Here is a 17,918-nt window from a genome sequence, read left to right as displayed (position 1 = left end):
TCATGGACGAACTTGATTCGCTGATCCTGGAACATCTGCAACGCGATGCACGGACCACCAACAGGGAACTGGCTCGCGTTCTGGGTATCGCCCCGTCCACCTGTCTGGAGCGCACCCGCGCGCTGCGCAAGCGCGGAATCATCACCGGTTTCCACGCGGCGGTCGACCTGAGGGCCATCAACCGCCCCGTCCAGGCGCTGCTCTCGATCCAGGTGCGCCCGCTCAGCAGAGACGTCATCGAAGGCTTCAAGGCATACGTGAGTGCACTGCCCGAGGTTCTCTCCGTGTTCGTCATCGCGGGCAGCGACGACTTCCTCGTTCACGTAGCCGTACCTGACGTCGACCAGCTGCACACCTTCCTCATGGACCGCTTCAGTCAGCGCCGAGAGATCGTCAACTTCCGCAGCAACGTGGTCTACCAGCACGTCAGCACCCAGGTCGTCAGCCCTCTGCACGACACCACCGTGTAGGCAGCCTCTCGGGCAGCTGCCCCGAAGGGACGGTTCCCTGAGGCGACCGAGGAGGCGCGGGAACTGGCCAGGGGCCCCGCGCACGGCCGGCCGGACCAGACCTGGACCCTGGCACGGATCAAGACACTGATCGGACGCCGGTTCCACAAGAGCATGACGCTGTCAGCCATCGCGCAGATGCGCCGCAACGGCTTCAGCCATCAGGTACCGGTCCGCCATGCCGTCGAGCGGGACGAGGAAGTCGTCGCCGGGTGGCGGAAGGAGACCTGGCCCCAGGCGGAAACAGCGCGGCGGCGTGCGACGGCGACGCCGCAGTCGGCCTGTGGTTGGTGCGTAGGCACCAGGACATGTGCGTGGCTGGTCCGGGTGCACCAGGGGAAGACGGCGGCGGCGAACGATGCCCCGCGGGGCGCCGCAAGGAAGTGTTGACGGCGCGCGAATCCCGCGCGCTTCCCCTGCCTGGCGGTGTCTGGAGTGATCAACAGGTGGCGACATTTCTTGACCGTATGCGGATGTCGGGTCTTCCGGCGGTGCCGCTATGACGCGGCCGGACGACTCAGCCAACGGACCTGCCGGGCAGTTCGTCCCGCCAACGGACCAGCGCCAACGGACCGGCGCCAACGACCAGCGCGATCGGTAACCCCGTTCGCGTGCGCGCCACGGGAGCGCAGCGCACACATCCAGCAGCTTCACGCACTTGCTCGCAACCAGCAATGAAAGGACGTCCATGTCCGTAGCTAGCGTTTCCCCAACCCGTATAGGGAGGCCGGCGATCGGTGCCCTCGGTTTCTTGGCACTCGCCCTCGGCACCCTGCAGTCAGTGGTGGAGCCTGCGCTCCCGCTGCTGCGAGGTGAGCTGGGGGTGAGTAATGGTGATGCGGCATTGATCGGCAACGTATTGCTCATCACCGGCGCTGCCATCACGCCTGTCACAGGCAAACTTGGCGACCGCTACGGGGGAAAGCGGGTGCTGGTCTCGCTGATGGCCGTAGTGTCGGCCGGTGGTCTGCTGGCCAGCCTGGCGCCTAACTTGCCGCTGTTGTTACTCGGTCAGGTGTTGCAGGGAGCCATGGTGGGTGCGCTGCCCCTCTCATTCATTCTCGCGCGCAAACACCTCTCGACAGGAGCGTCACAGGCGGCGATCGGGGTGGTCGTTGCGCTCTTCACCAGCGGCAGCATGGTGGGAATGTTGTTCGCCGGGCCGGTAGCGGAAGGAATGTCCTGGCATTGGATGTTCGCGATACCGACGATCGTGATCACAGGGATGACGTCGGCCGTGATGTGGCTCATGCCGCATGATCCGCCGATCGAGTCGGACAACAGGATCGACTGGCCTGGCGTTTGCCTGCTGAGCGCCACATTGCTCGCGTTCATGCTCGGGATGAAGGCGGTGACGGAGGGCGACGGCGTGTCGCCGCCTGCGGCAGGTGCCATCGTGGTGGGCGTGGCCGCACTCGCCATCGCATGGGTCTCCGTCGAGCGCAGGGCAGCCTCGCCGATGGTCGATCTGCGCATGCTGGCAAAGCCCGCAGTGCGAAATGCGTTCGGGCTCACCTTCGTCATAACCGCCAGTTTCGGGATGGTGGGTTATCTCTTCCCGCAGATGTTCGGGGCACCGGCCGACGGGTACGGCTTCGGAGCCGACACCACCGACATAGGAATGCTGCTGCTGCCCGGCGCCATCGCCGGGTGCGTAAGCGATTCGATCGGCGGGATCGCGGCGCGGCGTTTCGGTACGCGCGCCGTGGTCACCGTCGGAGCCGCCGTCACGGTGGCCACGATGATGGCCCTCACGGTGGTGCACACCGCGGAATGGCAGCTCGCCGTCGCCAAGGTGCTGATCGCGTTCGCCGCGGGCATCGGTACGACGGCGTTGCTTGCCAGTACCGCCACCGGCGTGGAGACCAAGGACATCGGCATCGCTACCAGCCTGCTGACGGTGGTCCGCGTGATCGGCACCGTTCTGGGCGCCCAGATCGCCGGCGCGATCCTCGACGCCGGGGCCGATCCGGCGACGGGTCTGTCGACCGAATCGGCCTTCGCCACAGCTTTCGCCATCGCCGGCCTCGTCGCCGCGTTGTCATTGCTCGTCGTCCGCAACATGTCGAAAAAGGGAGCCCAGGCATGACGCCTACCGGTCTGTCGATGAACGTGAGTACTACCGCGAAGCGCACGGTTCTCATTTCCGGAGCCAGCATTGCCGGACCTGCGCTGGCGTACTGGCTGAGCCGGTCCGGGTTCGCCGTCACCGTGGTGGAGAAGGCAAGCACACTGCGCGACGGCGGATATCCGATCGACATCCGCGGTACTGCGACAGAGGTGGTCCGCAGGATGGGAATACTGCCGCGGCTGCACGACGCGCACATCCACTCACGTCGCTTTACCTTCCTCAACGCCGATGGCGGTGAACTGGCTGTACTCAGCCCGGACGCCGTTGACGGCAGTGTCAAGGGGCAGGACCTGGAGGTGCGCCGGGGGGACCTGGGCGCCATTCTCTACGCGCTGGTTCGCGACGACGTGGAATTCTTGTTCAACGACTCCATCGACTCCATCGGCACCCTCGACCAGTCCGTACACAAGGCCGAGGTCACTTTCCACAGTGGGAAAGAGCGCACGTTCGACCTCGTGATCGGCGCCGACGGTCTGCACTCACACACCCGGGGCGCACTCTTCGGCCCCGAAGCGCAGTTCCACCGCTACCTCGGCTACTGCTTCGCCATATTCACCATGCCGAACACCTTCGGGCTCTCCCGCGAGCTCATGATGTGGAACGCCCCGGGGAAAGCCGCGGCCCTCTACGCCGTCGGGGCCGACAACGAACTGCACGCCTTCCTGAACTTCCACCAACCGGAACCGCCGTTCGATGCCCTCCGGGACCCCGACGCCCAACGGGACCTGGTCGCCACGGTCTTCGCAGGCGCGGGATGGGAGGTCCCTGGCATGGTCGCCGCCATGCGCGACGCGGACGACCTGTTCTTCGACACGGCTGGTCAGATCCACCTGCCCCGCTGGTCCAGCGGCCGCGTCGCGCTCGTCGGAGATGCCGCGTACGCACCCTCGTTCCTCACCGGACAGGGCTCAAGCCTCGCGCTGGTCGGTGCCTACATGCTCGCCCACGCCCTGGCCACGAACCCGGACCACACTGCGGCCTTCGCCGCCTATGAGCGCGACGTCCGCGAGTTCGTCGCCATGAATCAGGCTCTGGTCGCCAACGGTGCCGCCACGCTCTTCCCCACCACGATGCGGGCCCTGGAGCAACGCAACACCATCCTGCGTGGCCTCACCACCATGCCCTCCGCGACCGCGCGACCGGCCCACTCAGCCCTCACGCTGCCCGAATTCGCTTCGATGCCATGACCCGAAACTCAGGGGGCGGGCCGGTGGGGCCGGATGCGTGACTGCATCCGCGCCCTTCCCGGCCGGTCGGCTGCAGGGGCGCCGTGAACCCGCACGCTCATTCCCGCGATCCAGTGTCATGCCGCGGACCTTCGCCGGTTCGCTGGGCCGGTTCGCTGGAATGGGACGGCAGGGGAAACCGTCGAGCACCACAACGACGACGCCTTCGCCTACGCCGCGCAACTCGGCCCCGAAAAGCCTCCCTTGGACAGTGAGGGGCCCAGCTCGGGCGCGGTCGAGCCGCTGCTGAGATCGGCCGGCCCCTGAACGAATGCCACGGGGCTGAGTGGACCGCCCCGTGGCTCGCCGGTCGGCTATGCCCTCCCCATGGGCTGTGACCGCGTCCCGGTGATCACTAAAAGGGGCCAGGACTTCCTCATCAAGACGGCCCTCGCCCGACCGTTCAGCCTCAGCCTCAGCCTCTCCGTGACCGACTACGACTACGACAGGCGGTCGGTGCCACCGTCGTCGGTGGCGCGGGCCAGGCCCGTCTGGTAGGCGAAGACGACGAGTTGCGCCCGGTCGCGGGCCTGGAGCTTCGTCATGGCGCGCTGGACGTGGGCGCGGACGGTGAAGGGGCTGAGGAACATCCGCTCGGCGATCTCCTGGTTGGACAGGCCGGTCGCGACCAGAGCCACCATCTCGCGTTCGCGCGGGGTGAGTACGGCGAGCCGTTCGGGGTGGTGCGGCGGGGCGTCGTCCGGTGTGGCCAGGAAACGGGCGACCAGGGAGCGGGTCGCGGCGGGGGACAGAAGGGTGTCGCCGTCGGCGATCGTACGCACGGCGTCCAGGAGGTCCTCGGCGCCGATGCCCTTGCCGATGAAGCCGCCGGCCCCCGCGCGCAGCGCCTGGGCGACGTACTCGTCGGTCTCGTACGTGGTGAGGATCAGGATGCGACTGGCACGCAGTTCCGGGTCCGCGCAGATCTCCGACGTCGCGGTGAGACCGTCCACCTCGGGCATACGGATGTCCATGATCACCACGTCCGGACGCAGTTCCCGGGTGAGCCTCACCGCCTCCCTGCCGTCGGCGGCCTCGCCGACCACGGTGATGTCGTCGGAGCTGTCGAGAAGTATCCGGAAGGCACTGCGCAGCAGGGCCTGATCGTCGGCGAGCAGCACCCGCAGCGTCACGGCGTACCCCCGGTCTCCTGGTCGCCCGTCCTTTCGGCACCTGTCGATTCGCCGGTCATCAATCCCTCGGTGGTTGTTGCTCCGTCAGTCCGCCGCGTCGGGTCCTTGGCAGGCGGCAGGGGCAGTTGGGTGGAGACGAGGAAGCCGCCCTCGGGGCGCCTGCCCGCGGAGAGGTGCCCCCCGACCGCGGTGGCACGTTCACGCATCCCGATCAGACCGAAACCGGGCGCCCGGCCCCCCGCCGTGGACATGGCCGGTCCCGTGGCAGCGGTCGATGTTGTACGGGCGTCGGCTCCGTCGTCGGCGATGGTAATGGTCACACGGTCGCGGTTCCAGACGAGGCGTACCCGGGCGCTGCCCGTACCGGCATGCTTGGTCACGTTGGTCAGGGCCTCCTGGACGATGCGGTACGCGGTGAGGTCGACCCCCGGCGGCAGCGGCCTGACCGTGCCCTCCTGGTCCATCGACACCTCCAGACCCGCGCGGCGGAACGACTCGAGGAGCGTGGGGAGCCGCGAAAGGCCGGGCGCCGGTTCGGCGGGCGCGGCCGCGTCCCCGGACTGACGCAGCAGACCTACCGTGGCCCGCAGGTCGTCGAGCGCGTCGCGGGTGGTCTCGACAAGTTCCTCCAGGCTCTTGCGGGTCTGCTCCGGGCGGCTGTCGAAGAGATGGGCTGCGACCGTGGCCTGCGCGTTGGCCAGGGTGATCTGATGGGCCACGAGGTCGTGCAGTTCCCGGGCGATGCGTACCCGTTCCTCGGCCACTCTGCGGCGCGCCTCGCTGTCCCGGCTCTTCTCGGCCCGCAGGGCCCGCTCCTCCACGGCCGCCAGGTATGCGCGTCGGTTCTGCACCGAGTGACCCAGTACGCCGGCCACCAGCGGAAACGCCGCCACCGCACCTATCCTGCTCGCGTCCTTCCACGAGAGGGCACCGAGCAAGGGGGTCGAGGCGACCAGCAGCGCCATGGAGATGAGCGCCACGGCGCTCGCCGCGCGCCGTTCGGTGCGCGCGGCGAGCGAGTAGGAGTAGGCGGTGATCACCGCGGGGGCCACGATGAGCGGGCTCAGCAGGAGGCCCAGGAGCGGAGCCAGTACGCCGCTCGCGGTCGTGACCGCCATGGCGACCAGGGGCGCCCGGTGCCGCGCCGGCAGCACCGCGCAGGACACCACGGCGATGAAGTAGGCGGCAGCGGATGGCGGTGACAGCGTGCGGCCGTCGTCCTGCACCACGCCGCCGAGCAGGCAGAGCGCGAACGCCGTTGTCGTGATCGCCGCCTCCCGCCACCACGTGCCGCGTGGTCGCGGGCCACCGCCACCCGTGTTCGCCATGGCCGGCTCAGCCCCGGCCGACGGGCAGTCGCCGCCCTGCTGCGTCCAACTCGGCTGCGGGGGCCGGGACATGCTTGCTCAGCGCCTCACCCTCGATATCCACATTCGGCAACACGCGGTTCAGGATACGGGGCAGCCACCAGGCCCGGTGCCCGAGCAGTGCCAGGACCGCGGGGGCGATCGCCATCCGGACGACGAAGGCGTCGAAGGCGACGGCGGCGGCCAGACCGACACCCATCGTCTGGATGGTCGGGCTGCTCATCCCGATGAACCCGGCGAACACACTGATCATGATGATCGCCGCCGCGGCCACCACACGTCCGCTGTGCCGGAAACCGCTGACGATCGCCTCGCCGGGGGAGGCGCCATGGGCGTAGGCCTCCCGCATCCGGGTGAGGAGGAAGACCTCGTAATCCATGGCGAGGCCGAACACGATGCCGATGACGAGAATCGGCATCAGCGACATGACAGGTCCGGTCTGCTCGATGCCGATGAGGTCCGCCGCCCAGCCCCACTGGAAGACGGCGACGAGGACGCCGAAGGCGGCGCCCACCGACAGCAGGAAACCGAGCGCGGCTTTCACCGGGACCAGGACCGAGCGGAAGACCACCATCAGCAGAAGCACCGCCAGGCCGATGACCACGCTCAGATACGGGATGAGGGCGTCGGACATGGCTTCGGAGATGTCGATGTTCAACGCGGTGGTACCGGTCACCAGGACACCGGCGCCCGTGTCGGACTCGACGCCCCCGACCGCTCCGCGAAGCGCGTGCACCAGGTCCTTGGTCTCGCCGCTGTTCGGCGCGGTCCGCGGGACGGCGGTGAGGACGGCCGTGTCCTTGGCCCGGCTGAGAACCGGATCACCGACCGACGCGACCCCGTCCACTGCCCGTACGGCCTTGACGACCTCGTCAGTGATGGCCTGAGTGTCCCCGGAGCCCGGGGATGCGGGTGCAGACATGTCCACGACGATGGTCAGCGGGCCGTTGAAGCCGGGGCCGAAGCCTTCCGACAGCAGGTCGTAGGCGCGGCGCTGGGTGGTCTCCACCGACTTGGACTCGTCGCCGGGCAGGCCGAGTTCGAGGCTCAGGGCCGGCAGGGCCACGGCGCCGAGACCGAGCCCGGCGGTCAGCAGCACGGCCACCGGCCGGCGCAGTACGAACCGTGCCCAGCGGGTGCCGAGCCCGGACCGCCGGTCGGCGGAGGCGGGCAGCGGGTGCGGGCGGTCGCGTCCCGGCCGGGTGGACTTGCGGACGGCGCGGGACAGCACCCGTCGGCCGAAGAAGCCGAACAGCGCGGGGACCAGGGTCAGTGCGACGAGTACGGCAAGGGCCACGGCGCCCGCGCCGCCCAGGCCCATTTTGGTCAGTTCGGGGATTCCGACGACCCCCAGCCCTGCCAGGGCGATCAGGACGGTCGCGCCCGCGAAGACGACGGCGGATCCGGCCGTGCCCACCGCCCGGCCCGCGGCCTCCTCCGGTTCGCTGCCCCTGGCGCGCTCGTCGCGGAAGCGGGAGGTGATGAAGAGCGCGTAGTCGATGCCGACGGCGAGGCCCAGCATCAGCGCCAGGATGGCGACGGTGGACGTCAGGCCCAGCGGCACGGCCAGCGCGGAGACCAGGCCGAAGGCGATGGCCACGCCCACGAAGGCGGTCAGCAGCGACAGTCCGGCCGCGACCAGCGAGCCGAGGGCGAGGACCAGCACCACGGCCGCGACCGCGACGCCGATCATCTCCGTCGTACCGCCCGGTTCCTCTTCCGCGTCCAGGGCCGAGCCGCCGATCTCCACGGTGAGCCCCGCGTCCCGGGCATGGGTCGCGGCGTCTTCGAGGGTGCTCTTCGTCGACTCGGACAGGTCGACGGCGTCCGCGGTGTAGGTGATCGTGGAGTAGGCGATGGTGCCGTCCTCGCTGACCGCGCCGGTCTCGTAGGGGTCGGTGGTCGACGCCACCTGGTCGCCCCCGTCCAGCGAGCCGAGCGTGTCCTTGACGGCCACCCTGTTCTCTCTGGCCGTTACCTTCTGTCCGTCCGGGGCCCGGAACACCAAGCGGGCTTCGGCGCCCTGTGAGTTGCTCTGCGGAAAACGCTCGTCCAGCAGGTCGAACGCCTTTTGCGACTCGGTGCCGGGCATGGCGAGGTCCTCGTCCTCACTGGCCGGCGCCAAGGCCGCGGCGGCCACGGCCACCACCAGGGCACCGAGCCAGAGACCGCCCACGAGCCGGCGCCGCCGGAAGGCCCACCGTCCGATCCGGTAAAGAATTGTCGCCACCGTTGATCACTCCAGACACCGCTAGGCGCGCCAGGCAAAGGAATCGCGTGGGATTCACGCGCCTCCCACCCTTCCCTGCGGCGCACCGCCGGGCATCGTCCCCGGCCACCGTCGTCCCCTGGTGCACCCGGACCAGCCACGCCCATGACCTGGTGCGTACGCATTACATGCCGGCTCGGGGCGCTGGGTGGGTGACCCGGATGCAGGACCAGGTCTCCTGGTGGTCTGTGGTCCGTGGTCTGTGGTCTGTCAGCGCGGGGCTCACTGGTCCCCGGTATTCGATGTCTCAATGAGCCGTTGGCTAGAGTGGCGGCATGCCCCGCTGGATGCCCGAAGCCAAGGAGCGGCTGAGAGATGCCGCGATCGAGTTGTCCGTAGAGCGCGGCTACGAGAATGTGACGGTCACCGACATCACCGAGCGCGCGGGGCTCGCCCGCCGCACTTTCTCGCGCTACTTCACCGACAAGCGTGATGCGTTCTTCGCGGACTCGGAGCGACTCGCCGAGACCGTCGGCGCCGCGGCGGCCGAGGCCCATGAGGAACTCGGCCCGTGGGATGCCACGGTGGTGGCACTGCGGGACGTGGGTGACCGGCTGGTCCAGGCCGTCCCGACCGCCGGGGCGCGGCGCGCAGTGATCCGCACCAACCCCGAGCTGCAGGAGCGCGAGCGCACGAAGCTCGCCCTGATTGTCGACGCCCTCGCCGAGGCCCTGCGCGGCCGGGGAACCCCCACACCGCTGGCGAACATGCTCGCGCAAGTCGGTGTGGCCGCATCCAGTACCGCCTTCGAGCTCTGGCTTGACGACCCTGACGGCGCCGCGTTCCGTGCCAGGTTCGACGCCGTCCTCGCCGAGTTCTCCCGCGCCTTGGAGTCCTGAGCGCGTGCTGGCACGTCCGCCCGCCCGGTAGCGGGCGGTGCCATCAACCGGCCCTGCGTGCGGTGCCCGCACCCGGGCCGACGCATTTCTGCGGGTCGGCAGCCTCGACCATGGCGCACGGCCCGCTGGGTTCACCTGCCCCATCCCCTCCCGTCAATCTTGCCGCACCGCGATGTCTCACTGTGTCATCATGGCTGCGAAGATGACGGCACAGTGAGACATCGCGGTGCGGGTGAGGCATCCAGCCCGCCGAGCCGGCACGGACAGGAGAAGCAATGACGTCACCTACCCACACCGGAGAGATCTGGGTCCTCGGGGCGGCGGGCCGGATCGGCGGCGCTGTCACGAGCCGCCTGGCGGCACAAGGATTCACCACGGTCCTCGTCGGGCGCGGAAAGGACGGCCTGGACAAGGCCGCGGCGAATTCCGGGGCCGGAAAGAAGGCGAAGATAGTCGTCACGGCCTCAACGGACGACATCGCCGCCGAGATCACCCGGCAACGGCCCGCCGTGGTCGTCAATGCCATCGGCAGCTTCGCCGAGACCGCCACTCCGATCGCCCGCGCGTGCATGCGGGCGGGTGGTCACTACGTCGACATGGCAGCCGACCTCGTAGCCCTTCCCCGTATCTTCGTCCTGCATGACGATGCCGCGGCAGCGGGAAGCACGCTGGTCACCGGCGCGGGGTTCGGTGTCCTGGCCGCCGAGGCCGTCGTGGCCGAACTGTGCGAGAACCGGCCCACCCCTGAGCGGGTACGCGTCGATGCCCTGGGCTCGGTCGGGATGAGCGCGGGCACCATGGGCTCCGCGTTCGCCGCCTCCATCGTGGACACCTTGTCCATGGGCGGCCGTGCCTACGAAAACGGCCGGCTGGTCACCGCGCGCCTGGGCGCCGACCCGCAGCATCTCACCCTCCCCGATGGCGAGACGGTGAAGTCCGCGGGCGCTCCCGCCGGCGAACTCATGGCCGCACAGCGGGTCAGCGGCGCCGGCTCGGTCACCGTGACCACGGCCCTGGCCCCCACGTCCGCGATCGCACGCGCGATCCTTCCGCTGGCCGGGAAGCTGCTGTCGATCCCGGCGGTGCAGCGTTTCGCCGTCCGTCGTATGGCCGCCGTCAAGGTGAAGGCCACGCCCAGGCCGCGCCGGCACTCCTGGGGCCACGCGGTCGTCACCTGGCCCGACGGCACCCGTCGCGAGGGCTGGCTGCGCGCCGACGACGGCATGGACTACACCGCCGCCGTCGCCGCCGAGACCGCCGCCCGCCTCGCACGCGGCCAGGGCAAGCCGGGCGCCTACACTCCCGCGGCAGCCCTCGGGCCCGACCTCGCCACCGCAGCCGGCGGCACCTTCATCTTCGACTGAGGCCCCGCACCGCATGCTCACGGCCACAGGACATATGGCCCACTCCCATGCCCGGCTGACCCGTCCAAGCACGGCAGACGCCTCCTGACCGAACGGGTCCGCACCGGACGCCCCATCGCGCACGGCGCCGACGACATGGGCATCTCCCGTGCCACCGCTGACAAGTGGGGGGCCGTCGCGGTGACGCGCCGGGCGCGCTGTCCCTCGTCGTCCCCGACGAGGGCGTCCCCGACGAGGGCGGAACCCGGGCCGCCGCCGCTCGGACGGCGCTGCGGACGGCGGGCCTGGCGATCTCCCGGGCCGTGGGGCGGTGCACCGCGACTTGGCCGAGCGGCAGGCCGGCGCCCACGGCGCCGGGCTCCGAACTCACGCGCCAGACAACGACCCGCGAAGCCGTCAGCGGCTCAGGACTCGACGAACTTGTCCGCCAGGCCCCGTTCCAGGTAGTCGTCCGGCAGGTCCTGGATGACCAGCTCGGCTTCGGTGCGTTCGGTGTGCAGCCGCCAGTAGGCGTCGGCCATCGTCTGCGGCTGGGAGTCGTGGCCCCCCTGGCCGATGAAGGCGGCGATCGCCACGTGCGCGGCGTAGACGCCGGAACCGGCAAGCGCCGCATGCAGGTTGAGGATCCAGTTCCGCATTCCACCGGTGGCGATCTGGACGTTCGCCACGTGCGGGGCGATCACCGGCCCCGACCCCGCGCCACTGCTGACCAGGACTGTCCCCGTGCCGCGCTCCAGCATGCCGGGCAGGACGTGCTGCACCGCCGCGACACCGCCGAGCAGGTAGAGATCCAGCTGGGCCAGAACCGAGTCGACGGTGACCTTCGTGGCCTCGACGAGCGGCGCGCGGCGCAGGTCTGCCGGGGAGGGCGCGGGCGAGTACTCGAGAACGTCGATCGGCCCCAGCTGCTCCTCGGCGGCGGTCAGCGCCGCGTGCAGAGCGGGACGATCGGTGACGTCGGCGGGGAACACCCCGACCCGGACGCCGGTATCGGGCAGATCGTCGGCCACCGCCCGGAGCGTCGTACGGTTACGGGCGATCAGCGCCACGTCGAACCCTTCGGCGGCGAACCGCCGACCGATCGCGCGCCCCAGTTGCGGACCTGCGCCGACGATTGCGATCGTGCTCAATTCGCCACCCCGTTAACCTTGTTCCGACATTCCGATGTACGCCGAAACAATAGTAGGAAGGGCGTGGTCACGGCGGCTCGGACCGGCGCGACAGCCTGAACGGAAGATTCGCGACAACGATGAGCGGCACCTTCTCGGCAACCGGTGGCGGCGCGTACACCTTCGCCGTCTTCGCCGTCTTCGCCGGCTTCGGACGCGCGTGGCAGAGCCGGATGGGCGAGACCTTTCTTGCGGGGAGTGTCAGTTGGACTGCGTCATCCGAGAGTCAGCGGCACAGGCGCGGCGATCCGGTCGCCGACACTGGCGGGTTGTGCTCACCCGTGGCTGAGTGAACCTCTCTCATCCTGAGTAGTCGCAGGTCAGTAGCGCGTGGACGGCCTGGACGATGCGGCTCGTGCGAAGGGTGGAGGAGCGTGCTCTGCGCAGGTCTTCGCCCTGGACGACGAACTCGTGCCGGTGGCCCACCCTCAGTTCACCTTCCGCCGTCATCCACTCGTCGGCGGTCAGGGTGTTCCTGCCGCCACGGAGGCAGGAACACCCTCAAGCCGGTTGCGGCTGGTGGCTGCCGAGCAGCTTCGCAAGCAGGGAGTGCAACTGTCGCCGTTCCGCCGTGTCGAGGCCGGCGAGCAGTTCGGCCTGGACGGCATCGGTGTGCTGTTGGAGTTCTTCGAGGTGCTGCCTTCCGGCGGCGGTGAGGGTGACGACGTTGCGGCGCCGGTTGGCGGGGTCGGGCTGCCGGTGGATGCGGTGGTCGTCTTGCAGCCGGTTGAGGATGCCGCTGATGTCGTTGCGGTCCAGGCCGAGGCGGCGGCCGATCTCGGCCTGACTGAGCGGCCCGTACTCCTCCAGTGCCGCCAGGACGGCGAATTCGGCGCGGGCGCTCAGCGGCATGTGCCGCGCGGTCAGCCGGGCGCCGAGCGTGGACACTTTGCTCGCCTGCCAGCTGGTGAGTTCGCGCAGTCGGGCCGGGGGTTGCAGTGCCTGATCCATGTCCGCCATGCCCCCATGCTAATCGTTGGCCGCCCCAACGCATTCCTGCTATGTTGGGTCAGCCAACGTTGGTTTGGCCAACATGCGGAGGGGCGGTACCCGGGCCGCCGGGGTGACTGTCCCTACCGCTGTCGACTGTCCCTACCGCTTTCCAGGAGTCATCGCATGTACAGCAGCAAGGCACTTACCCATCTGTCCGGCCGCAGAGTTGTCGTTCCGGGCGGCACGGGAGCGGTGGGGGAGGGTGTTGTCCGCAGCTACCTCGCCGCCGGTGCGGACGTCGTGGTCCCGACCCGCACCCGGGAACGGGCGGAGGAGTTCCGGCGCGTGCTCGGTGACGCGGCGACCGACCGCCTGCACCTGGTGGTCCACGACTACACGACGTTCGACGGCGCCGAGCAGCTTGCCCAGGAGATGGAGCGCACGCTCGGAGGTGTCGACGACGTAGTGGCCCCGATCGGCGGCTGGTGGGCCGGCAAGCGGCTCTGGGAGATCGACGAGAGCGACTGGCAGAACGCCTTCGTCGGGCTCGCGACTGCGCACATGGCCGTCCTGCGCGCCTTCCTGCCCAGGCTCAACGCCCGCGGCGCCTACACGTTGATCGTCGGGGCGTCCGCTCTCACGCCGGTTCCCGGCAGCGGCCTGGTCAGCATGGAGCAGGCCGCCCTGCTGATGATGCGACAGGTGGTCGAGGCCGAGGTGGCAGGACAGCAACGGGTCTTCGCCCTGGTGCTCGGGCCGGTCAGGACCCGCCTGGTCGACTCCGGCGATCCGGACTGGGTCAGCGCCGACCAGGTTGGTGCGGTCGCCGTCGCGGCCTCGGCCGCAGTGGCCGAGGGCGGCCTCGAGATCCGGCTGCGCACTCAGGCCGAGGCGGACGAAGCGCTGGCCGTGCTCCAGGGCGACCAGCCGATCAGTACCGGCCCGGTCGTTGCCACGTCCACGATGGAGCCCAAGAGCGGACGGCGCGAGGACCTCCTTGAGGTGCTGGCCGAACTCGCTCCGCAGATCCGCGCCGAACCGGGCTGCCTGCACTACTCGGTGCACCGCGCGCGCGGCGACGCCGACGGACCGCTGCTGGTCACCCAGGAGTTCGCTTCGATCGAGGCATTCAGGAAACACAGCGCGAGCGTGGCGGACCAGATTCCGAGGATCGCCGCCCTCCTCGCCACGCCCCCGGTGCCACCGACCCTGTTCGAACCGGCGATCTGAGGCTGAGGACCGAAACCGTCACACAGTGGTTGTGGAGGTCTGAGCGGGCGCGCGCTCTGGTCCACTGGGTCTGGTTGGTCTGGTCGCGTCGCGGCGTGACTGTCGATCCTCTCGTGAAGATGGCTGAGACAGCTGAGACAGCTGAGACAGCCGGAAAATGCTCTGACCGGATCCGGCATACGGCACCCGTCGACGCCGTCGTCGGCGAAGATCCCAAGACCGTGCGGACCGGTTTCGGCTGACAGGCGCAGGCGCCGCAATTGACGTCGGGGTCGCAGGAAGCGTCCCCTCAGAGGGCGGGCAGGCAGTCTGGCCACCTGCAACAGCCCTGCCGGGCAGCCGTGCGAACCGGCGGGTGACAGGGGAGGGAACGAAGATGGCGGACGAGCACGACATCCTGCTTCAGTTCTGGCAGGACCAGCGGGACCAGATCCGACAACTGGAAACGCAGCGCGCCACCCTCACGAACACGATTCTGGTCGTGGCGTCAGTCGCCGTCGGGCTCGTCTTTCATCAAGGCATCAGTGATCATCTGGTCCTGGGCGTGACGGTCGGCATGACAGCTCTCGGACTCTATGGAGCTGCCGTCAGCCTGAAATACCGGGAGCGATGCGACCTGCACCTGGCCCAGGCAGCAGCCATCCGGTATCGACTCGACACGGCATTTCCCCACATGGCCCTGGAGGCGGACCGGCAGGCAGCCCGTGCCGATCACCGCAGTCGGCACCGCCTGTGGTGCCGACTGCGGCTGTACGCCCTGTGGACTGCGCTGCACGCCGGCGTCGCCCTGGCCGGTGCGGTGATGAGCATCGTCGTGCTCTTGAACAGGTGAGCAGCGGTAGGTTCCACGCGATGCGGCGCGGCAGTGGCAGGGACAGCGAATCGACTGCTGACACTCGCCCTGGTGGCGCTTCGCAGTCCGCATGATCGTCACAGGCCCGGCGGGGTCATGGTCCTGTCCGCTCAGCTGTCCTGTGCTGCCGCTGCCGCGACCGCGGGGATGACCGCGAAGGCTTCGTGTACGTGCTGGATGAGTGCTGCGCGGTCCTGCTCTGTGGGTTTGGACGAGGTCCACGTTTCCAGTGCGCAGTGCCAGGCGGCCAGCATGAGGTCGAGCAGCAGGCGCAGTTCGGTGTGGCCGGGACGCTGCCCGGCCAGCCGGTCCGCCACGATCTCAACGACGTTGGCGGAGACCTCTGAGCAGTGGCGCAGGCTGTGTGCGGTCAGCGCGGGGGTTCGGTCGGCCAGGCTGCGGCTGGCCAGGAAGAGCTGCTCCCAGCCGTCCGCCATCTGCTCCAGCGCCGCGAACAGCGCGTCCTTGTAGGCACTGAACAGGCGTTCGCTGGGCAGGGGCCGGCTTTCGATGTATGCGCTGTAGGCGGCCCACAGTTCTTTCTCCGGGGCCAGGGCCACGTCTTCCTTCGAGGTGAACGTGCGGAAGAAGGTGCGCTTGGAGATCTCGACCGCGTCAACGATCTCGTCCAGGGTCACCGCGGTGAAGCCGCGTGCGGTGAACAGCTCGAGGGCCGTGTTGACCAGAGCCTGCCGGGTCCGGAGCTTTTTCCGCTCGCGCAGCGGCAGTTCCTTCAGGTCCTTCTGCATGGGTGAAGCCTACCAGTGACTGTTGCCTCTTGAAGGCTTATGCCTCTCAGTGGCACTATCGATCGTCATGAGAGCCCTGACGATCGATCACACTGCACCCGGACACCTCGCGCTCACCGTGGTCGCCGACCCCGAACCCACCGCTCACCAGGCCCTGATCCGGGTCCACGCGTTCTCCCTCAACGCCGGCGAGGTCCATCACGTGGTTCCCGAGGGCGACGCAGGCACGGTGCCCGGCTGGGACGCCGCGGGCGTGGTGGTCCGGCCGGCCGCAGACGGTTCCGGTCCCGCGGTCGGCACCCCCGTCGTCACGGTGGGGGCGGACGGAGCCTGGGCCGAACTGCGCGCCGTGGACACCGATTTGATCGGCACCGTGCCCGAGGGGGCCGACCTCGGCCCGATCAGCACACTGCCGGTCGCGGCGGGCACGGCGTTGCGTGCCCTGCACCGCATCGGCCCGATCCTTGGACGGCGAGTGCTGGTGACCGGGGCGGGCGGCGGCGTGGGCCGCTTCACCCTGCAGCTCGCGGCCCGAGGCGGCGCACATGTCACCGCGGTGACCAGCGACCCGGCGAAGGGCGACGCACTGCGCGCACTCGGCGCTCACGAGATCGTCACCGACCTGGCCGCCCTTGAGCACCTCGAACCGGTGAACGGAGTGGTCGAACTGGTCGGCGGCGCCCACATGGTCGCCGCACACGGCGCCCTGACCGACAACGGCGTACTGGTCGCCGCAGGCCACATCTCCGGCGACGGCGAGCAGTTCCCCTACGGAGCCCTCTTCGGCAACGGCCGCCGCCACAACCGCCAGATCGCCACCTTCTACCTGCTGGACGATTCCGCCGGGCTGGGTGCCGACCTCACCTGGCTCGCCGCACTCACCGCCAACGGCGAACTGGACCCGCAAGTCGCCCTGCGCACCGACTGGACGCAGGTGCAGCGGGCAGCCGCTGAACTGGCAGGACGCCGCGTGCCGGGCAAAGCCGTCATCGACGTCCGCTCCAGTGGACAGGGCGACGTCCCGCCGAGCCCCTGACAATCAGGCGTGGCTTGCGTGACCTGCGGAAACGTCAACTACGCGGCCTTAGGCTTTGGTTGCCATTGCTGGTCAATCAGGCGGCGTCGGCTACTGCACCGGGGTGGCGTGGAGCACCGGTGGCAGAGACTCGCCGTCTGTTCGACATCAACGTCTTCGGCCTGTCGGGGTGACCCGGGTGGTGCTGCCCTGGATGAGTGCCCCTCCAACAGCGCCCCCGTCGATCTCTTTTCCATCGGCGGCCTGCGCTCCTTGCCGACCGTCGGCTACCACGACGCCGTCAAGTTCGCCGTCGATGGCCCCTCCGAGGCCGTCTGACAGGAGGCCGAAGCGACCGAGACCCTTCCCGCCCGCGAGATCGCCGACCACGCCGCGCCTCCTACTACCGCACCCACGCACCGCACCTACTGTGCAACACCCTGTTTCCGCAGTTCCTTGCGCAGCGCCCGCACGGCGTAGAAGGCGCGGCTCTTGACCGTACCGGGCGGGATACCCAGGTGCGTGGCCGTTTGGGCGACGCTGCATTCCAGGTAGTACATGAGGCGTATGACGGTTCGCTGCTGCTCGTTCAGTTCCCGCAGGGCCTGCAGCACCACGTGGGAGGTGATCGTCGATTCCGTGCTGTCCCAGGAAGTGTCCACGTCTTCGATCGGCATGAGGTTGAGCAGCTTGACCTGTCGCACTCGATGGTGGTCGATGACGAGATTCCTCGCCACGGTGAACAGCCACGGCCGGAGATGTTCGCCGCGGGTGGCCAGGAAATCGGCGTGCTTCCAGGCGCGGGCCGCGGTCTCCTGGAAGATGTCCTCGGCCTTGTGCCAGTCGCCGTTCAGCAGTCGCGTGGCGTACCGAACGAGCGCAGGCCCGTACTGCTCGTAGATGTCACGGACAAAGGCGTCGCGGTCAGTCTCCGCTGCGACGGGCCGGGCGTGCGCCCGAGCCGGAGCGAGGAGGGCGGTGCCCGCCTTCATGGTCCCGTTCATGGGTAGTGCCCACTCCTGTTCAAGTGCTCTGTGGCCTGCTCGACCGCAAGTGCGGGCGACTGGCTCAACACTCGAACGAAGCCCTTGGCCACTCCTTGTCGTTCCCTTGTCGTGTCTGCCGGCGAGA

17 protein-coding genes are annotated in these 17,918 nt (G+C 69.1%); 9 read left to right on the top strand and 8 right to left on the bottom strand.

What is annotated here, in order from left to right; all coding sequences use genetic code 11:
• Positions 1 to 2: 2 nt before the first annotated feature.
• The 4 genes from ACH4RC_RS13585 to ACH4RC_RS13570 all read left to right on the top strand — a co-directional run bounded on the left by ACH4RC_RS13585 (position 3) and on the right by ACH4RC_RS13570 (position 3,827).
• Positions 3 to 470: an Lrp/AsnC family transcriptional regulator gene (locus ACH4RC_RS13585; protein WP_398199415.1), complete on the top strand. Its 468-nt coding sequence runs from the start codon at positions 3 to 5 to the stop codon at positions 468 to 470.
• Between the two features lie 63 nt (positions 471 to 533).
• On the top strand, positions 534 to 899 hold the full coding sequence (locus ACH4RC_RS13580) for a winged helix-turn-helix domain-containing protein (RefSeq protein ID WP_398200474.1): 366 nt from the start codon (positions 534 to 536) through the stop codon (positions 897 to 899).
• Between the two features lie 298 nt (positions 900 to 1,197).
• The gene (locus tag ACH4RC_RS13575) at positions 1,198 to 2,598 is read left to right on the top strand and encodes an MFS transporter (RefSeq protein WP_398199412.1); all 1,401 of its coding nucleotides are present in this window, start codon (positions 1,198 to 1,200) and stop codon (positions 2,596 to 2,598) included.
• Complete coding sequence (locus ACH4RC_RS13570) at positions 2,595 to 3,827, top strand: FAD-dependent monooxygenase (protein WP_398199410.1); 1,233 nt, start codon at positions 2,595 to 2,597, stop codon at positions 3,825 to 3,827. Before ACH4RC_RS13575 ends, ACH4RC_RS13570 begins: the two co-directional genes overlap by 4 nt.
• Positions 3,828 to 4,306: 479 nt before the next feature.
• On the opposite strand, the gene ACH4RC_RS13565 is transcribed toward ACH4RC_RS13570, so the two are convergent.
• The 3 genes from ACH4RC_RS13565 to ACH4RC_RS13555 are packed head-to-tail and all read right to left on the bottom strand — an operon-like array spanning position 4,307 to position 8,596.
• Positions 4,307 to 4,999: a response regulator gene (locus ACH4RC_RS13565; protein ID WP_398199407.1), complete on the bottom strand. Its 693-nt coding sequence runs from the start codon at positions 4,997 to 4,999 to the stop codon at positions 4,307 to 4,309.
• Entirely contained in the window at positions 4,996 to 6,327 is a 1,332-nt protein-coding gene (locus tag ACH4RC_RS13560; protein ID WP_398199405.1) for a sensor histidine kinase, read from the bottom strand. Before ACH4RC_RS13560 ends, ACH4RC_RS13565 begins: the two co-directional genes overlap by 4 nt.
• A gap of 7 nt (positions 6,328 to 6,334) precedes the next feature.
• Positions 6,335 to 8,596: an MMPL family transporter gene (locus ACH4RC_RS13555; RefSeq protein WP_398199402.1), complete on the bottom strand. Its 2,262-nt coding sequence runs from the start codon at positions 8,594 to 8,596 to the stop codon at positions 6,335 to 6,337.
• 314 nt (positions 8,597 to 8,910) lie between these two features.
• Between ACH4RC_RS13555 and ACH4RC_RS13550 the strand changes: the two genes are divergently transcribed.
• Positions 8,911 to 9,474, top strand: a complete 564-nt coding sequence (locus ACH4RC_RS13550) for a TetR family transcriptional regulator (protein ID WP_398199400.1) — start codon at positions 8,911 to 8,913, stop codon at positions 9,472 to 9,474.
• Positions 9,475 to 9,749: 275 nt separating this feature from the next.
• Positions 9,750 to 10,838 carry a saccharopine dehydrogenase NADP-binding domain-containing protein gene (locus tag ACH4RC_RS13545; protein ID WP_398199397.1) on the top strand — a complete coding sequence of 363 codons (1,089 nt, stop codon included), beginning with the start codon at positions 9,750 to 9,752 and terminating at the stop codon, positions 10,836 to 10,838.
• A gap of 404 nt (positions 10,839 to 11,242) precedes the next feature.
• Here ACH4RC_RS13545 and ACH4RC_RS13540 read toward each other — a convergent pair whose 3' ends face one another.
• The 3 genes from ACH4RC_RS13540 to ACH4RC_RS13530 form a co-directional block, all read right to left on the bottom strand.
• A complete protein-coding gene (locus ACH4RC_RS13540; protein WP_398199394.1) occupies positions 11,243 to 11,968 on the bottom strand; it encodes an SDR family NAD(P)-dependent oxidoreductase in 726 nt (241 codons plus the stop codon).
• Positions 11,969 to 12,307: 339 nt separating this feature from the next.
• On the bottom strand, positions 12,308 to 12,433 hold the full coding sequence (locus ACH4RC_RS13535; protein ID WP_398199391.1) for a hypothetical protein: 126 nt from the start codon (positions 12,431 to 12,433) through the stop codon (positions 12,308 to 12,310).
• A 75-nt stretch (positions 12,434 to 12,508) separates the two neighbouring features.
• On the bottom strand, positions 12,509 to 12,967 hold the full coding sequence (locus ACH4RC_RS13530) for a MarR family winged helix-turn-helix transcriptional regulator (protein ID WP_398199389.1): 459 nt from the start codon (positions 12,965 to 12,967) through the stop codon (positions 12,509 to 12,511).
• 156 nt (positions 12,968 to 13,123) lie between these two features.
• Between ACH4RC_RS13530 and ACH4RC_RS13525 the strand changes: the two genes are divergently transcribed.
• Both ACH4RC_RS13525 and ACH4RC_RS13520 read left to right on the top strand, forming a co-directional pair.
• Complete coding sequence (locus tag ACH4RC_RS13525) at positions 13,124 to 14,170, top strand: SDR family oxidoreductase (protein WP_398199387.1); 1,047 nt, start codon at positions 13,124 to 13,126, stop codon at positions 14,168 to 14,170.
• A gap of 376 nt (positions 14,171 to 14,546) precedes the next feature.
• On the top strand, positions 14,547 to 15,002 hold the full coding sequence (locus tag ACH4RC_RS13520; protein ID WP_398199385.1) for a hypothetical protein: 456 nt from the start codon (positions 14,547 to 14,549) through the stop codon (positions 15,000 to 15,002).
• Between the two features lie 131 nt (positions 15,003 to 15,133).
• Here the strand turns inward: ACH4RC_RS13520 and ACH4RC_RS13515 are convergent, their stop codons facing one another.
• Positions 15,134 to 15,772: a TetR family transcriptional regulator gene (locus ACH4RC_RS13515; RefSeq protein ID WP_398199382.1), complete on the bottom strand. Its 639-nt coding sequence runs from the start codon at positions 15,770 to 15,772 to the stop codon at positions 15,134 to 15,136.
• A gap of 67 nt (positions 15,773 to 15,839) precedes the next feature.
• On the opposite strand from ACH4RC_RS13515, the gene ACH4RC_RS13510 reads away from it, so the two are divergent.
• Positions 15,840 to 16,808, top strand: a complete 969-nt coding sequence (locus tag ACH4RC_RS13510) for a zinc-binding dehydrogenase (protein WP_398199379.1) — start codon at positions 15,840 to 15,842, stop codon at positions 16,806 to 16,808.
• Positions 16,809 to 17,212: 404 nt separating this feature from the next.
• Here ACH4RC_RS13510 and ACH4RC_RS13505 read toward each other — a convergent pair whose 3' ends face one another.
• The gene (locus ACH4RC_RS13505) at positions 17,213 to 17,791 is read right to left on the bottom strand and encodes a sigma-70 family RNA polymerase sigma factor (protein WP_398199377.1); all 579 of its coding nucleotides are present in this window, start codon (positions 17,789 to 17,791) and stop codon (positions 17,213 to 17,215) included.
• Between the last annotated feature and the right edge of the window lie 127 nt (positions 17,792 to 17,918).

Origin of the sequence: Streptomyces sp. NPDC016845 (assembly GCF_044332585.1) — a bacterium.
Classification (GTDB): Bacteria; Actinomycetota; Actinomycetes; order Streptomycetales; family Streptomycetaceae; genus Streptomyces.
Note: the sequence above shows the minus strand (reverse complement) of the source record. Positions and strands in the feature narration are given on the sequence as shown.

Bases quoted from the DNA above. Each gene is read 5' to 3' on its own strand.
- ACH4RC_RS13520 (WP_398199385.1), top strand. From the start codon at position 14,547: ATGGCGGACGAGCACGACATCCTGCTTCAGTTCTGGCAGGACCAGCGG.
- ACH4RC_RS13545 (WP_398199397.1), top strand. From the start codon at position 9,750: ATGACGTCACCTACCCACACCGGAGAGATCTGGGTCCTCGGGGCGGCG.
- ACH4RC_RS13525 (WP_398199387.1), top strand. From the start codon at position 13,124: ATGTACAGCAGCAAGGCACTTACCCATCTGTCCGGCCGCAGAGTTGTC.
- ACH4RC_RS13505 (WP_398199377.1), bottom strand. From the start codon at position 17,791: ATGAACGGGACCATGAAGGCGGGCACCGCCCTCCTCGCTCCGGCTCGG.
- ACH4RC_RS13570 (WP_398199410.1), top strand. From the start codon at position 2,595: ATGACGCCTACCGGTCTGTCGATGAACGTGAGTACTACCGCGAAGCGC.
- ACH4RC_RS13510 (WP_398199379.1), top strand. From the start codon at position 15,840: ATGAGAGCCCTGACGATCGATCACACTGCACCCGGACACCTCGCGCTC.
- ACH4RC_RS13560 (WP_398199405.1), bottom strand. From the start codon at position 6,327: ATGGCGAACACGGGTGGCGGTGGCCCGCGACCACGCGGCACGTGGTGG.
- ACH4RC_RS13575 (WP_398199412.1), top strand. From the start codon at position 1,198: ATGTCCGTAGCTAGCGTTTCCCCAACCCGTATAGGGAGGCCGGCGATC.
- ACH4RC_RS13530 (WP_398199389.1), bottom strand. From the start codon at position 12,967: ATGGCGGACATGGATCAGGCACTGCAACCCCCGGCCCGACTGCGCGAA.
- ACH4RC_RS13515 (WP_398199382.1), bottom strand. From the start codon at position 15,772: ATGCAGAAGGACCTGAAGGAACTGCCGCTGCGCGAGCGGAAAAAGCTC.
- ACH4RC_RS13585 (WP_398199415.1), top strand. From the start codon at position 3: ATGGACGAACTTGATTCGCTGATCCTGGAACATCTGCAACGCGATGCA.
- ACH4RC_RS13550 (WP_398199400.1), top strand. From the start codon at position 8,911: ATGCCCCGCTGGATGCCCGAAGCCAAGGAGCGGCTGAGAGATGCCGCG.